The organism is Pseudomonas muyukensis (assembly GCF_019139535.1).
GTDB classification, from domain to species: Bacteria; Pseudomonadota; Gammaproteobacteria; order Pseudomonadales; family Pseudomonadaceae; genus Aquipseudomonas; species Aquipseudomonas muyukensis.
Genome location: NZ_CP077073.1, coordinates 1,978,768 through 1,992,915, shown reverse-complemented (window position 1 = coordinate 1,992,915; position 14,148 = coordinate 1,978,768). Strand labels below are relative to the sequence as shown.

The following is a 14,148-nucleotide window of genomic DNA, read 5'->3' as shown; positions in this document are numbered from 1 at the left end:
TTTAGACCTTCCAGCTATTACCTTCATATCCAAATGGTAGAAACCAAAGTGCCATTAATCAGGAAGGCTTAAGCCTGCGTTCCTATACTCCAGCAGGAACAGTCTCCATCCGCGCTTTGTGGGGACGAGTGAAAACTCGACAAAGAGGCCTGCAATGGAGTGGCTGGGACTGCAATTGTTCGCCGAGCTGCCGGCGACCGGACAGATCATCCTCGACTGCCGACACAACCCCTTCCTGGTGCTGCTCGCCTATGCCGTGGCGTGCGCCGCCTGTTTCGCCACCCTGGACATGGCCGAACGCCAGAGCCACTGCGAAGACCGCATGGCCCGCCGACAATGGCGGGTGCTGGGCGCCTGCTGCCTGGCCGGCGGCATCTGGGCCATGCACTTCATCAGCATGCTGGCCTTCCAGGCCCCGCTGGAAATCCACTATGACGCCCCGCTCACCGGCCTGTCGCTGCTGATCGCCCTGTGCGCCGCCTGGCTGGCGATGAGCAGCCTCGATCGCAGCCACATGCACCTGCGCCACTACCTGCAAACCGCGCTGTTCATCGGCCTGGGCATCAGCGCCATGCACTACATCGGCATGGCCGCGCTGCAGACCAGCGCCCAGCAGTACTACCAGACCGGCCTGCTGCTGGCGTCCATCGCCATCGCCATCGCCACCAGCCTGGTGGCGCTGCTGATGGCCCGCTATTTTCACCAAGGCAGCGGCACCCTGCACCTGCTGCTCAAGTACGGCGCCAGCCTGTTGATGGCCGGCGGCATCGTGCTCACCCACTTCACCGGCATGACCGCAATGACCCTGGTGATCCCCAGCGAGGCCGCGCTGCGCCTGCCCACGGTGGACAACAGCCTGCAATTGGCGCTGACCATCGCCTTCATTACCTTGCTGATCAGCGGCAGCAGCATCAGCGCCGCCCTGGCCGACAAGAAGCTGCAAAGCAAGGAGCACGACCTGCGCCGGGTCAACGTGCTGCTCAGCCAGCTCGACCAGGCACGGGTGTCGTTGCAGCAAGCGGCCCATTACGACGCCCTGACCAACCTGGTCAACCGCCGCGGCTTCAACCAGGTGTTCGCCGAGCGCCTGGCCGAACAGGCGGCCCACGAGGGCATGCTGGCGGTGATGTTCCTCGACATCGACCACTTCAAGCGCATCAACGACAGCCTCGGCCATGCCGCGGGCGACGAACTGCTCAAGGTGATCGCCGGGCATATCAAGGCCGCCACCCGCAGCCAGGACCTGGTAGCCCGCTTTGGCGGCGACGAGTTCTGCATCGTCACCAACCTCAACAGCCGCGACGAAGCCCGCCACCTGGCCCAACGCATCATGCAGCGGATGAAGGAGCCCATCGACCTGGCCGGCCGGCGCATGGTGATGACCACCAGCATCGGCATCAGTATCTTCCCCGACGACGGCCTGAGCACCGAAGAGCTGCTGAAGAACGCCGACCTGGCGCTGTACCAGTCCAAGGGCTGCGGGCGCAACAACCTGAACTTCTTCAACGCCGGCCTGAAGACCCGCGCCACCCTCGAACTGCAACTGGAGGAGGAACTGCGCGTGGCACTGTTCGAGGAACGCGGCCTGTGCGTGCACTACCAGCCGATCTTCGACCTGCGCAGTGGCCAGGTGGCTAAGCTCGAGGCGCTGGTACGCTGGCAGCATCCACAGCATGGCCTGCTCAGCCCGGAACGTTTCATCTGCATCGCCGAGGCCAACGGCCTGATCGCCGACCTCGACCTGTGGGTGCTACGCCGCGCCTGCGAGGACCTGGCCCAGCTCAACCGGCATGGCTATGGCGAGCTCAAGGTCACGGTGAACTGCTCGGCACTGACCCTGGGCCGCGAGGAGCTGGCCACGGAAGTGGAAATGGCGCTGTTCCAGGCCGGGCTCACCGCGCGCCAGCTGGAGCTGGAAGTCACCGAGAACGCGCTGATGGGCGATATCCAGCACACCGTCAGCCTGCTCAAGCGCATCCGCGCCATGGGCGTGGCGCTGTCGATCGACGACTTCGGCACAGGCTACTCCTCGCTGGCCTACCTCAAGCGCCTGCCGCTGGACGTGCTGAAGATCGACCGCTCGTTCATCCACGACGTGCCGGGCAGCCAGAAGGACCGCGAGATCGTCCAGGCGATCATCGTCATGGCCCATACCCTGCACCTGAAGGTGGTCACCGAAGGCGTCGAGACCGTCGAGCAACATGAGTTCCTCGCCAGCCACGGCTGCGACTACCTGCAAGGCTACCTGCTCAGCCGCCCGGTGCCGCTGGCCGAATTGCGGCCAGTGCTCGAGCGGCTCGACCGCCAGGCCTGCGCGTTCAATCCTTGTTGCGATACAGCGCTACCAGGGTCGCCGGATCTTTTTCCAGATACCCCTGGCTACCGTGCAGGCGCATCAATTGCGCGGCGAGGGCACTGAGCGGGGTCGCCGAGCCCTGCTCGCGGGAGAGCTTCACCGCGCCGTCGAGGTCCTTGAGCAGGGTACGCACATGCCACTTGACCGGCTCGAAGCGGCCCTCGGCCATCTGCGGGGCGAGGATCTGCAATGGCTTGGAGTCGGCGAAGCCACCGGCCAGGGCCTCGGCAAGCAAGCGTGCATCGACCCCTGACTGCTCGGCCAAAGCCACCACCTCGGCAATCACCAGGGCGTTGCAGGCGACGATCATCTGGTTGCAGGCCTTGGTCACCTGCCCGGCGCCCACCGCCCCCATGTGCGTGACCCGCTGGCCCAGGGTCAGCAGGACCGGGCGCGCCCGCGCCAGGTCATGCGCCTCGCCGCCGACCATGATCGCCAGGCTGCCGGCCTCGGCGCCTGGGGTGCCGCCCGACACCGGCGCATCGAGCCAGGCCATGCCACACAGCGCCGCCAGTGCCGCGGCCATCTCCCGGGTGGCGGTCGGCTCGAGGCTGGACAAGTCCACCAGCAGCTGACCGCTGCGCCCGCCCTGGGCAATGCCCTGTTCACCGAAGACCACCTCGCGCACCACCGCCGTGTCGGCCAGGCACAGCAGCACCATGTCCACCGCCGCGCACAGCTCGGCGGGGCTGCTGGCCAGGCGCGCGCCGGCAGCGACCAGCTCGGCGCACTTGTCGGCGCTGCGGTTCCACACGGTCAGCGGGTAGCCGGCCGCCAGCAAGCGGCGGCACATCGGCAGCCCCATCAAGCCGATCCCGGCGAACCCCAACGAAGGCAAGGCAGTACTCATGAGCAACTCCAGATTAAAGAAGCGTGACAAACGGACGATGCAATGCGGGTGCGAGGCAAAAACCTTAGTCGCGCTAAGGAAAACCCCTATCGCATGAGAAAAAGACGCACTGATAAAGTCGCGAAATTTCCCGTGATGGCCAGATGACATACATCACCGGGAAGCCAATCACTTCAGGCAAATGGCGCACTATGACCTCTACGAACACTTCTGCCAATGCGGTCCCCGAGTCGTCGCTCAGCCCCACTTCGCTGACCGCCGGCAGCCCCCGGGAACTTCCCGCCGCCCGCAGCCTGCCCGCGCAGCAGTACCTGTACTTCACCGAACAGGACATCCAGCGCATCCTCGACAACCTCGATGGCCTGCGCGAGCTGGTGTTCCCGCAGAACCTGCACGTCGAGGACGAGGAGCAGCTGCGCCTGGAGCAGCAGTTCCCGTCGGTGTGCCTGATCGGCCTGGGCCGCTGTGGCTCGAACATCGCCCTGGACGTGGCGGAGTTGGTGTACAACGCCCGCACCTTCTTCCTCAACGAGTTCAACAACGAAGACCGGTTCAAGGGCGAGGCGGGCTACAGCCCGGCGCGCTGGATCCGCCAGAACCTGCGCCTGGTGCAGAACAAGGCGGCCAAGCCAGTGTTCCTGGTCGAACCGCTGGTGATGCTTGGCGACCTCGACAAGGACATCGCCGGACGCATCCGCTTCTCGCGCAAGGGCGAGCGCGGTGGCTTCCTGCGCGACTACAGCAAGATGAAGATCATGGACCTGTCCGAGGTGCATGCCGGTGGCGCCGGCAACGCGCCGATCCTCGGCCAGTACCTGGCCAAGATCATCCTCAACAAGGACACCCAGCGCTTCTCCAGCGCCGATTGGAAGCTGATCCACTCGTACCTGATCGACTCCTGCGGCATCAAGGCCAACCAGTCGCGCCTGTATTTCTACATCTTCAGCGCCGGCGGCGGTACCGGCTCGGGCATGGCCTCGGAGTTCGGCCTGGCCCAGCAGTACTCGTACATGAACAAGACCTTCGACACCAAGCCGGCCGACGAGAACGACGGCAAGAGCGGGCATTCGTTCGTCTTCGAGCCGATCTTCACCAGCGGCATCTGCGTGCTGCCCAACGCCTCCGACCACCGCAGCGAAATGTCCGAGGCGCTGCACATCAACGCCGGGCGCCTGCTGTGCAAGTACTTGTCGGAGGAATGGGACTTCTCGTACAACTTCGACAATGAGGACAGCAGCGAGGCCAGCGTCATGGGCCGCATCCGCCCGTGGAACGCGATGATGCTGATCTCCAACGACATCATGCGCTACGCCGAGGAGAGCGACGACGGCACGATCCAGAACATCGACGTCAACGCCATGGAGAAGCACGCCAACCAGTACATCTCCCAGCAGATCTTCAACATCCTCACCGCCCAGGCGGTGACCACCGACTACGACCAGAACTATTTCCGCCGCGCCGGCATCGACATCGGCGAGACCATCCGCCTGGACGCCAACGACCTGTTCATGAGCCTGGCCGGCCCGGTGGCCATCGCCTACGCCGAATCCGTGGTGCCGGAGATCCCACCGGCGGGCTCGGACAAGTTCAAGGTGTTCGAGCGCGAGCAGCCGCGCCTGGACATCGACGACCTGTTCTTCCGCTCCATCGACCTGCCGCACTTCAACAAGCAGACCCAGGCCATCGAAGGCATCAGCCTGCTGCCGATCGAGTCGCGCCGCTACCGCGCCGCGCTGGAGCAGTACCAGGCCTCGGGCTACGACGCCGCGGCCTTGCACGACCTGCACTTCTTCAAGAACTGCTCGTCGGTGGTGTCGATCGTCTCCCTGCCCAAGGACTACAAGCTGTCGTACATGGACCTGAACCGGCTCAAGACCCACCTCAACAGCCTGTTCCCCAACACCACGCTCAAGCGCTACGCGCTGGTGATCGGCGCCTCGGCCAACCTGTCGCTGACCACCCTGATCGCCAAGAGCCCGTGCCTGTCGGACGACTTCCTGACCCTGATCGTGGCCTTCATCAAGCGTTGCTTTGCGCGTAATCCGTACCGTTTCGACGACACCATGGACAACGCCATCCTCGAGTTCATCACCAGCGAGCATTTCGACGAAGACCGCATCGACGACCTGCTCAACGAATTCGAGAACCCGGCGAAGATCCTCGACACCAACTGGTACGCGATCAAGCCGATGTACGAGAAGAAGTACCGCGAGCTGATCAACGACAAGAGCCGTTTCGTCTCGATCAACGACATCCGCCTGTCGCGCGAGTGCGTGAAGAAGGCGGTCAAGTACCTGCGCGAGATCTTCAGGCACCGCATCGGCAAGACCCGGGTGATCTCGCTGAACAGCCATACCGGACGCGTGGATTACTGAGTCACCACACGCCTGTAGGAGCCAGCCTTGCTGGCGAACCAAGCGCCGGTGTTCGCCGGCAAGCCGGCTCCTACGCGATCACCCATTACGCATGCCGTAAACTGTTACCGCCCCGCCGAACCACCCCCGCCGTGTTACTTGTTTCCACCTTACGTGAGAGTCAATGCGCACCAGCACGATGCATCTGCGCGTTATCACGCACTAAAAAAGCGCGTGCTTATTCCGCTTTCTTCGCCTGGATCACGATGAACGGCGAAACCACCACCGCCCAGATCTCTGGATCGCGGGTTTGCAGCTCGAGCGCCTGCTCGGCAGAGACCGGCCCGACACTGCCATCATTGCGCCACTTGGCGAAGATCTCGCGGCGATTCTCGGCCATCGCCTCGGCAACGGTGATCAGGTCGAGGGAGGGGTCGACCCAAATCAGGTCACCCTTGGCCCAGAAACGCTCCAGGGCTTTCCACTCGATGACGGCGGTCTCGCCGAGCAATTTGGCATAGAGGGTGCTTACTTGATCAGTCATGGGTTACCTGCGCAAAGATCGTCCAACAAAAAAGGCCGGCATTTTTGCAGAAAAACCCGGTTTCAAATACGTAATTTGGTCGATCAGGCCCGAACTCGTGGGGGCGGGACGCGGATACAGGCAAAGTGATGGCGCTTTTCTGTATCTTTATGTCGACCAGGCGACACCCCCGGAAACAGACGCTTTTCGCCCGCTTTTCAAGCGCTCGGACAGCGCTCTACACTGTACCGGTACAGTTCCGGGACATGTTCCGGGGGAAGGTGGGGTTCACGCATTGGCGTAGCCAGTGCACAGTCCCGCCCGGTCTGTAGCCCTGACCTCAGGTCTATAAGAATTACAACAGAATGAGTGGAGCACTATGATCAAGATTTCCAAGCTGTTCGCCGCAATGGTTCTGGCCGGGGTTGCCAGCCATTCGTTTGCCGCCGATACCATCAAGATCGGTATCGCAGGTCCCAAGACCGGCCCGGTCACGCAATACGGCGACATGCAGTTCACCGGCGCCAAACAGGCCATCAAGGACATCAACGCCAAGGGCGGCGTCGATGGCAAGATGCTCGAAGCCAAGGAATACGACGACGCGTGCGACCCTAAACAGGCCGTGGCCGTCGCCAACAAAGTGGTCAACGACGGCGTCAAGTTCGTCATCGGCCACCTGTGCTCCAGCTCCACCCAGCCGGCGTCCGACATCTACGAAGACGAAGGCGTGATCATGATCACCCCCGCCGCCACCTCCCCGGAAATCACCAGCCGTGGCTACAAGCTGATCTTCCGCACCATCGGCCTGGACAGCGCCCAGGGCCCGGCCGCCGGCAACTACATCGCCGACCACGTCAAGCCGAAAGTGGTCGCCGTGCTGCACGACAAGCAGCAATACGGCGAAGGCATCGCCACCGCGGTGAAGACCACCCTGGAAGGCAAAGGCGTCAAGGTTGCCGTGTTCGAGGGCCTGAACGCCGGTGACAAGGACTTCTCCTCGATCATCCAGAAACTCAAGCAGAACAACGTCGACTTCGTCTACTACGGCGGCTACCACCCGGAGCTGGGCCTGATCCTGCGCCAGGCCCAGGAGAAGGGCCTGAAAGCCAAGTTCATGGGCCCGGAAGGCGTGGGTAACGACTCCATCTCGCAGATCGCCCAAGGCGCTTCCGAAGGCCTGCTGGTGACCCTGCCCAAGTCCTTCGACGCCGACCCAGAGAACAAGGCCATCGTCGATGCCATCAAGGCCGACGGCAAGGACCCGAGCGGTCCGTTCGTGTTCCCGGCCTACTCCGCCGTGGAGCTGATCGCCGGTGGCATCAAGGCGGCCAAGTCCGAAGACACCGACAAGGTGGCAGCCGCCATCCACGCCGGCACCTTCAAGACCCCGACCGGCGAGCTGTCGTACGACGACAAGGGCGACCTGAAGAACTTCAAGTTCGTTGTCTACGAATGGCACTTCGGCAAGCCGAAGACCGAAGTTTCCCCTCAGTAACTGCGTGACTAAATAGCTGACCGAGAAGCCCACTGTGCGAGCAGTGGGCTTTGTTTTACGAGGTTCTATGGGCCCGATCCCCGTGATCCGGGGGCCGGCTCACCTGAAAATCTTAAAACCGTCACCCGCGGTTTCCTGGCTGTGCCCGCACAACGATCACGTGGCGAAGACCGCGAGAACAAGGGCCCGGGTCACCCCCGCCAGCGAAATGCAAATCAGGTTTTTAGGAGCGCTGTAATGCCTGAGATCTACCATTTCCTACAACAACTGGTTAACGGATTGACCATCGGCAGTACCTACGCGCTGATCGCCATCGGTTACACGATGGTGTACGGCATCATCGGCATGATCAACTTCGCCCACGGCGAGGTGTACATGATCGGTAGCTATGTGGCCTTCATCGCCCTGGCCGGGCTGGCCATGATGGGCATCCACTCGTTGCCGATCCTGATGACCGTGGCCTTCGTCGCCACCATCTGCGTCACCAGTGCCTATGGCTACAGCATCGAACGGGTCGCCTACCGGCCGCTGCGCAACAGCAACCGGCTGATCCCGCTGATCTCCGCCATCGGCATGTCGATCTTCCTGCAGAACACCGTCCTGTTGTCGCAGGACTCGAAAGACAAGTCCATCCCCAACCTGATCCCCGGCAGCTTCTCGTTCGGCCCGGGCGGTGCGGAGGAAGTGCTGGTCTCGTACATGCAGATCCTGGTGTTCGTGGTGACCCTGGTCGCCATGACCTGCCTGACCCTGTTCATCTCCCGTTCCCGCCTGGGCCGCGCCTGCCGTGCCTGCGCCGAGGACATCAAGATGGCCAACCTGCTGGGCATCAACACCAACAACATCATCGCCCTGACCTTCGTCATCGGTGCCGCCCTGGCGGCGGTGGCGGCCGTGCTGCTGAGCATGCAGTACGGGGTGATCAACCCCAACGCCGGTTTCCTGGTAGGCCTGAAGGCCTTCACCGCGGCGGTGCTGGGCGGCATCGGCAGCATTCCGGGCGCCATGCTCGGCGGGCTGGTGCTGGGCGTGGCCGAAGCGTTCGGCGCCGATATCTTCGGCGACCAGTACAAGGACGTGGTGGCATTCGGTCTTTTGGTTCTTGTCCTGCTGTTCCGGCCGACCGGCATCCTGGGCCGCCCGGAGGTTGAAAAAGTATGAACAGAAATCTCAAACAGGCGTTCTTCAGCGCCTTGCTGGTCTGGGCCGTGGCCTTCCCGGTGCTGGGCCTGAAACTCAGCATCGACGGCATCAGCCTGATCGTGCACAGCCAGGGCTCGTTCACCATCAGCATCATCGCCGCGTGCTCGGTGCTGATGTTCCTGCGCGTGCTGTTCGACAAGCAGTGGAGCGCGGTGATGGGCCGCCGCTCGGAGCGCAAGCTGGTACCGCCTTCGGTGAGCAACTTCCTGACCCTGCCGAAAACCCAGCGCTGGGTGATCATGGGGCTGATCGTGGCGGCGCTGATCTGGCCGTTCTTCGGCTCGCGCGGCGCGGTCGACATCGCCACGCTGATCCTGATCTACGTGCTGCTGGGCCTGGGCCTGAACATCGTGGTCGGCCTGGCCGGGTTGCTCGACCTGGGTTATGTCGGCTTCTATGCCGTCGGCGCCTACAGCTATGCGATGCTCTCGCATTACCTGGGCTGGAGTTTCTGGGTGTGCCTGCCGATCGCCGGCCTGATGGCCGCCACCTTTGGCTTCCTGCTCGGTTTCCCGGTGCTGCGCCTGCGCGGCGACTACCTGGCGATCGTGACCCTGGGCTTTGGCGAAATCATCCGCCTGTTCCTGCGTAACCTCACCGACTGGACCGGTGGCCCCAACGGCATCAGCAACATCCCCAAGCCTGAGTTCTTCGGCCTGACCTTCGAACGCAAGGCCGCCGAGGGGATGCAGACCTTCCACGAGTTCTTCGGGCTGCAATACAACTCGATCAACAAGGTCATCTTCCTCTACCTGGTGGCCCTGCTGCTGGCCTTGCTGGCGCTGTTCGTGATCAACCGCCTGCTGCGCATGCCGATCGGCCGCGCCTGGGAAGCGCTGCGCGAAGACGAGATCGCCTGCCGCGCGCTGGGCCTGAACCCTACCGTGATCAAGCTCTCGGCCTTCACCCTGGGTGCCTGCTTCGCCGGTTTCGCCGGCAGCTTCTTTGCCGCCCGCCAGGGCCTGGTGACACCGGAGTCGTTCACCTTCATCGAATCGGCGATCATCCTCGCCATCGTCGTGCTGGGCGGCATGGGCTCGCAATTGGGCGTGATTCTCGCGGCCATCGTGATGATCCTGCTGCCGGAGATGATGCGTGAGTTCAGCGAGTACCGGATGCTGATGTTCGGTGCGCTGATGGTGTTGATGATGATCTGGCGTCCGCAGGGCCTGCTGCCCATGCAACGTCCACACATGGAGCTGCGTCGATGAGCCGCGAAATTCTGCAAGTCAGCGGCCTGAGCATGCGCTTCGGCGGCTTGTTGGCGGTCAACGGCGTGGGCCTGACCGTCAAGGAAAAACAGGTGGTGGCCTTGATCGGCCCCAACGGCGCCGGCAAGACCACGGTGTTCAACTGCCTGACCGGCTTCTACAAGCCCAGCGGCGGAACCATCCTGCTCGACGGCCAGCCGATCCAGGGCCTGGCCGGCCATCAGATCGCCCGCAAGGGCGTGGTGCGGACCTTCCAGAACGTGCGCCTGTTCAAGGAGATGACCGCGCTGGAGAACCTGCTGATCGCCCAGCACCGCCACCTCAATACCAACTTCTTCGCCGGGCTGTTCAAGACCCCAAGCTTCCGCCGCAGCGAAAAAGAGGCCATGGAGCGCGCCCAGTACTGGCTGGAGAAGGTCAACCTGACCGAGTTCGCCAACCGTACCGCCGGCACCCTCGCCTATGGCCAGCAACGGCGCCTGGAAATCGCCCGCTGCATGATGACCCAACCGCGGATCATCATGCTCGACGAACCGGCCGCCGGCCTGAACCCCAAGGAGACCGAGGACCTCAAGGCCCTCATTGGCTACCTGCGCGAATCGCACAACGTGACCGTGCTGCTGATCGAGCACGACATGAAACTGGTGATGAGCATTTCCGACCACATCGTGGTGATCAACCAGGGCACGCCCCTGGCCGACGGCACGCCGGAAGAGATTCGCGGCAACCCGGATGTGATCAAGGCCTACCTGGGGGAGGCGTAAATGCTGAAGTTCGAGAACGTTTCCACCTTCTACGGCAAGATCCAGGCGCTGCACAGCGTCAACGTCGAGATCAACCAGGGCGAGATCGTCACCCTGATCGGCGCCAACGGCGCCGGCAAGTCGACCTTGCTGATGACCCTGTGCGGTTCGCCCCAGGCCAGCAGCGGCAGCATCAAGTACCTGGGAGAGGAGCTGGTCGGCCAGCCGTCCTCGCACATCATGCGCAAGAGCATCGCGGTGGTGCCGGAAGGCCGCCGCGTGTTCGCCCGCCTGACCGTCGAGGAAAACCTGGCCATGGGCGGTTTCTTCACCAACAAGGGCGACTACCAGGAGCAGCTGGACAAGGTCCTGCAGCTGTTCCCGCGCCTGAAGGAGCGCTACATCCAGCGTGGCGGCACCATGTCCGGCGGCGAGCAGCAGATGCTCGCCATCGGCCGGGCGCTGATGAGCAAGCCCAAGTTGCTGCTGCTCGACGAACCGTCGCTGGGCCTGGCGCCGATCATCATCCAGCAGATCTTCGACATCATCGAACAGCTGCGCCGCGATGGCGTGACCGTGTTCCTGGTGGAGCAGAACGCCAACCAGGCGCTGAAGATCGCCGACCGCGCCTACGTGCTGGAAAACGGCAAGGTGGTGATGCAGGGCACCGGTGAAGCGCTGTTGACCGACCCGAAGGTGCGCGACGCCTACCTGGGGGGTTGATCGATCAAAGGGCCTTCGGGCCCTTTTTTCTGCCTGTTGAATTTGCTGTTGGCATGGCCCGTGTAGGAGCCGGCTTTGCCGGCGAACACCGGCGTAGCCGGGGTCATCCACCGAGGCGCCTGATTCGCCAGCAAGGCTGGCTCCTACGCCATGACTCGTACAGTGCTCTTGTCCCCCTTGTAGACACCCCACAGGCTCGGTAACGTGGCCGGCACTTTTTGCCCGAACACCGGAGCCCGCCCCATGCGCCTCACCCCTTCCCTGCTGCTCACCGCCCTGCTGCCGCTGTTCGCCGGCTGCCAGGTGCTGGCCGAAAAACCCGTCGACCCAAACCTCGGCAGCACCCGCCTGCAGGGCGAACTGAGCGCAGCCGGCGGCCACCTGCTGTTCAAGCCATGCCGTGAAAGCCGCCGCTTCATCGTCAAGGACGCCGCCGGCACCGGCATTCTCCAGGAAGCCGCCAACCTGGCCGATGACGCCGGTGACAAACTGTTCGCCGATGTTCGAGGGCGCATGACCGGCAGCCAGCAAGCCGGCAGCGATGGCCAACTCGAGGTGACTCGCCTGTACCGCCTGGAAACCTCCGAATACAGCGGCTGCGAAGACCCCAACTTCAAGCAGCTGACCCTGCGCGCCGGTGGCAACGAGCCGGACTGGGACATCAAGGCCAGCGGCAAGGGCATGGTCCTCAACCGTGTCGGCGAGCCGCCGCTGCCACTGCCCTACCTGGAAGAAGCACTGCCCGGTGGCGGCCTGAGCCTGTCCAGCGAAGCCAACGGCCAGCGCGTCGAGTTGTGGGTCGCGCCGCAGCGCTGCGTCGACGGCGCCACGGGTGCCATCCGCCACCTCAAGGCCGAACTGCGCATGGACGGCAAGACCCTGCAAGGCTGCGCCTACTACGGCGGTGCCCGCGATCTCTGACCGCTGGGTGCTTTTATCCTGCCAGTCTGGGTGGCGAACAGCTTATACTTGGCGGTTTGTGTAAAGCCGCCGGCCGCCCATGGCCGGGATACTGGACCCTGCCATGCTACGAATCACCGAACTGAAGCTGCCCCTGGACCACTCCGACGACGAGCTGCGCGCGGCCATCGTCCAGCGCCTGGGCATCGACGACGCGCAACTGCTCGGTTTCACCCTGTTCAAGCGCAGCTACGACGCCCGCAAGAAGAACAGCGAATTGCTGTTCATCTACACCATCGACCTGCAGACCAGCAACGAAGCCGAACTGCTGCGCCGTTTCGCAGATGACAGCAAGGTCGGCGTCGCCCCGGACGTCAGCTACAAGTTCGTCGGCCAGGCCCCCGCCACGCTGCAGGAACGCCCGATCGTGGTCGGCTTCGGCCCTTGTGGCATCTTCGCCGGCCTGCTGCTGGCTCAGATGGGCTTCAAGCCGATCGTACTCGAGCGCGGCAAGGAAGTGCGCCAGCGCACCAAGGACACCTGGGGCCTGTGGCGCAAGAGCGTGCTCAACCCCGAGTCCAACGTGCAGTTTGGCGAAGGCGGCGCCGGGACCTTCTCCGACGGCAAGCTGTACAGCCAGATCAAGGATCCGCAGCACCATGGCCGCAAGGTTCTGGAAGAGTTCGTCAAGGCTGGCGCGCCGGACGAAATCCTCTACATCAACAAGCCGCACATCGGCACCTTCCGCCTGACCAGCATGGTCGAGAAGATGCGCGAGGAAATCATCAACCTGGGCGGCGAGGTACGCTTCGAGCAGAAACTCACCGACCTGCTGGTGGACGGCGAGCAGCTCACCGGCGTAGTCCTGGAAAGCGGCGAACAGCTGCAATCCCGGCACGTAGTGCTGGCCCTGGGCCACAGCGCCCGCGATACCTTCCGCATGCTGCACGCCAAGGGCGTGTTCATGGAGGCCAAGCCGTTCTCGGTGGGGTTCCGTATCGAACACCCGCAGTCGCTGATCGACAAGGCGCGCCTGGGCAAGTATGCCGGCCACCCGAAACTCGGCGCCGCCGACTACAAGCTGGTGCACCACGCCAAGAACGGTCGTTCGGTGTACAGCTTCTGCATGTGCCCGGGCGGCACCGTGGTCGCCGCCACCAGCGAACCGGGCCGGGTAGTCACCAACGGCATGAGCCAGTACTCGCGTAACGAACGCAATGCCAACTCCGGCATCGTCGTCGGCATCGACCCCGAGCGCGACTACCCGGGCGGCCCATTGGCCGGTATCGAGTTGCAGGAGCGCCTGGAGGCGCACGCCTACGTGATGGGCGGCAGCAACTACCAGGCCCCCGCGCAGCTGGTCGGCGACTTTGTCGCCGGGCGTGCGTCCACCGCGCTGGGCAGTGTCGAGCCTTCGTACAAACCAGGGGTCACCCTGGGCGACCTGGCGCCGAGCCTGCCGGACTTCGCCATCGAGGCGATCCGCGAAGCGCTGCCGGCGTTCGATCGCCAGATCAAGGGCTACAACCTGCATGACGCGGTGTTGACCGGCATCGAGACGCGCACCTCCTCGCCACTGCGCATCACCCGTGGCGCCGACTACCAGAGCCTGAACCTCAAGGGCCTGTTCCCCGCCGGTGAAGGCGCAGGCTATGCCGGCGGCATCCTGTCGGCAGGCGTCGACGGCATTCGCATCGCCGAAGCCGTGGCGCGGGACATGCTCGGGCTGAACGACTGACTCGGCGGCCCACCTGGGGACAAAAAGAAACCCCGACACGGCTAGGCCGGTC

11 protein-coding genes are annotated in these 14,148 nt (G+C 63.6%); 9 read left to right on the top strand and 2 right to left on the bottom strand.

Annotated elements, in window-relative coordinates; genetic code table 11:
* The first annotated feature begins 154 nt into the window (after nucleotides 1-154).
* A complete protein-coding gene (locus KSS95_RS08965) occupies nucleotides 155-2,419 on the top strand; it encodes a putative bifunctional diguanylate cyclase/phosphodiesterase (RefSeq protein ID WP_217853346.1) in 2,265 nt (754 codons plus the stop codon).
* Here KSS95_RS08965 and KSS95_RS08960 read toward each other — a convergent pair.
* A complete protein-coding gene (locus KSS95_RS08960) occupies nucleotides 2,319-3,206 on the bottom strand; it encodes an NAD(P)-dependent oxidoreductase (RefSeq protein ID WP_217853345.1) in 888 nt (295 codons plus the stop codon). The genes KSS95_RS08965 and KSS95_RS08960 overlap by 101 nt on opposite strands.
* Nucleotides 3,207-3,397: 191 nt before the next feature.
* Here KSS95_RS08960 and KSS95_RS08955 point away from each other — a divergent pair, with 191 nt between their 5' ends.
* Complete coding sequence (locus KSS95_RS08955; protein WP_217853344.1) at nucleotides 3,398-5,581, top strand: hypothetical protein; 2,184 nt, start codon at nucleotides 3,398-3,400, stop codon at nucleotides 5,579-5,581.
* A 217-nt stretch (nucleotides 5,582-5,798) separates the two neighbouring features.
* Here KSS95_RS08955 and KSS95_RS08950 read toward each other — a convergent pair whose 3' ends face one another.
* Nucleotides 5,799-6,104, bottom strand: a complete 306-nt coding sequence (locus KSS95_RS08950) for a DUF2288 domain-containing protein (protein WP_217853343.1) — start codon at nucleotides 6,102-6,104, stop codon at nucleotides 5,799-5,801.
* 358 nt (nucleotides 6,105-6,462) lie between these two features.
* On the opposite strand from KSS95_RS08950, the gene KSS95_RS08945 reads away from it, so the two are divergent.
* The 7 genes from KSS95_RS08945 (at nucleotide 6,463) to KSS95_RS08915 (ending at nucleotide 14,096) form a co-directional block, all read left to right on the top strand.
* Nucleotides 6,463-7,578 (top strand): branched-chain amino acid ABC transporter substrate-binding protein, encoded by a 1,116-nt coding sequence (locus tag KSS95_RS08945; protein WP_217853342.1) that lies wholly within the window; start codon nucleotides 6,463-6,465, stop codon nucleotides 7,576-7,578.
* A 237-nt stretch (nucleotides 7,579-7,815) separates the two neighbouring features.
* A complete protein-coding gene (gene livH, locus KSS95_RS08940) occupies nucleotides 7,816-8,739 on the top strand; it encodes a high-affinity branched-chain amino acid ABC transporter permease LivH (RefSeq protein ID WP_046854487.1) in 924 nt (307 codons plus the stop codon).
* A complete protein-coding gene (locus KSS95_RS08935) occupies nucleotides 8,736-9,992 on the top strand; it encodes a high-affinity branched-chain amino acid ABC transporter permease LivM (RefSeq protein WP_217853341.1) in 1,257 nt (418 codons plus the stop codon). The genes livH and KSS95_RS08935 overlap by 4 nt, the downstream gene beginning before the upstream one ends.
* A complete protein-coding gene (livG, locus tag KSS95_RS08930) occupies nucleotides 9,989-10,756 on the top strand; it encodes a high-affinity branched-chain amino acid ABC transporter ATP-binding protein LivG (RefSeq protein WP_070094357.1) in 768 nt (255 codons plus the stop codon). The genes KSS95_RS08935 and livG overlap by 4 nt, the downstream gene beginning before the upstream one ends.
* Complete coding sequence (locus KSS95_RS08925; protein ID WP_023631160.1) at nucleotides 10,757-11,458, top strand: ABC transporter ATP-binding protein; 702 nt, start codon at nucleotides 10,757-10,759, stop codon at nucleotides 11,456-11,458.
* A gap of 243 nt (nucleotides 11,459-11,701) precedes the next feature.
* The gene (locus tag KSS95_RS08920) at nucleotides 11,702-12,379 is read left to right on the top strand and encodes a COG3650 family protein (RefSeq protein ID WP_217853340.1); all 678 of its coding nucleotides are present in this window, start codon (nucleotides 11,702-11,704) and stop codon (nucleotides 12,377-12,379) included.
* Between the two features lie 103 nt (nucleotides 12,380-12,482).
* On the top strand, nucleotides 12,483-14,096 hold the full coding sequence (locus tag KSS95_RS08915; protein ID WP_217853339.1) for an NAD(P)/FAD-dependent oxidoreductase: 1,614 nt from the start codon (nucleotides 12,483-12,485) through the stop codon (nucleotides 14,094-14,096).
* Nucleotides 14,097-14,148 lie beyond the last annotated feature (52 nt).

Coding starts and splice junctions, on each gene's coding strand:
- KSS95_RS08965 (WP_217853346.1), top strand. CDS start 155: ATGGAGTGGCTGGGACTGCAATTGTTCGCCGAGCTGCCGGCGACCGGA.
- KSS95_RS08925 (WP_023631160.1), top strand. CDS start 10,757: ATGCTGAAGTTCGAGAACGTTTCCACCTTCTACGGCAAGATCCAGGCG.
- KSS95_RS08945 (WP_217853342.1), top strand. CDS start 6,463: ATGATCAAGATTTCCAAGCTGTTCGCCGCAATGGTTCTGGCCGGGGTT.
- KSS95_RS08920 (WP_217853340.1), top strand. CDS start 11,702: ATGCGCCTCACCCCTTCCCTGCTGCTCACCGCCCTGCTGCCGCTGTTC.
- KSS95_RS08960 (WP_217853345.1), bottom strand. CDS start 3,206: ATGAGTACTGCCTTGCCTTCGTTGGGGTTCGCCGGGATCGGCTTGATG.
- livG (WP_070094357.1), top strand. CDS start 9,989: ATGAGCCGCGAAATTCTGCAAGTCAGCGGCCTGAGCATGCGCTTCGGC.
- KSS95_RS08950 (WP_217853343.1), bottom strand. CDS start 6,104: ATGACTGATCAAGTAAGCACCCTCTATGCCAAATTGCTCGGCGAGACC.
- KSS95_RS08955 (WP_217853344.1), top strand. CDS start 3,398: ATGACCTCTACGAACACTTCTGCCAATGCGGTCCCCGAGTCGTCGCTC.
- KSS95_RS08915 (WP_217853339.1), top strand. CDS start 12,483: ATGCTACGAATCACCGAACTGAAGCTGCCCCTGGACCACTCCGACGAC.
- livH (WP_046854487.1), top strand. CDS start 7,816: ATGCCTGAGATCTACCATTTCCTACAACAACTGGTTAACGGATTGACC.
- KSS95_RS08935 (WP_217853341.1), top strand. CDS start 8,736: ATGAACAGAAATCTCAAACAGGCGTTCTTCAGCGCCTTGCTGGTCTGG.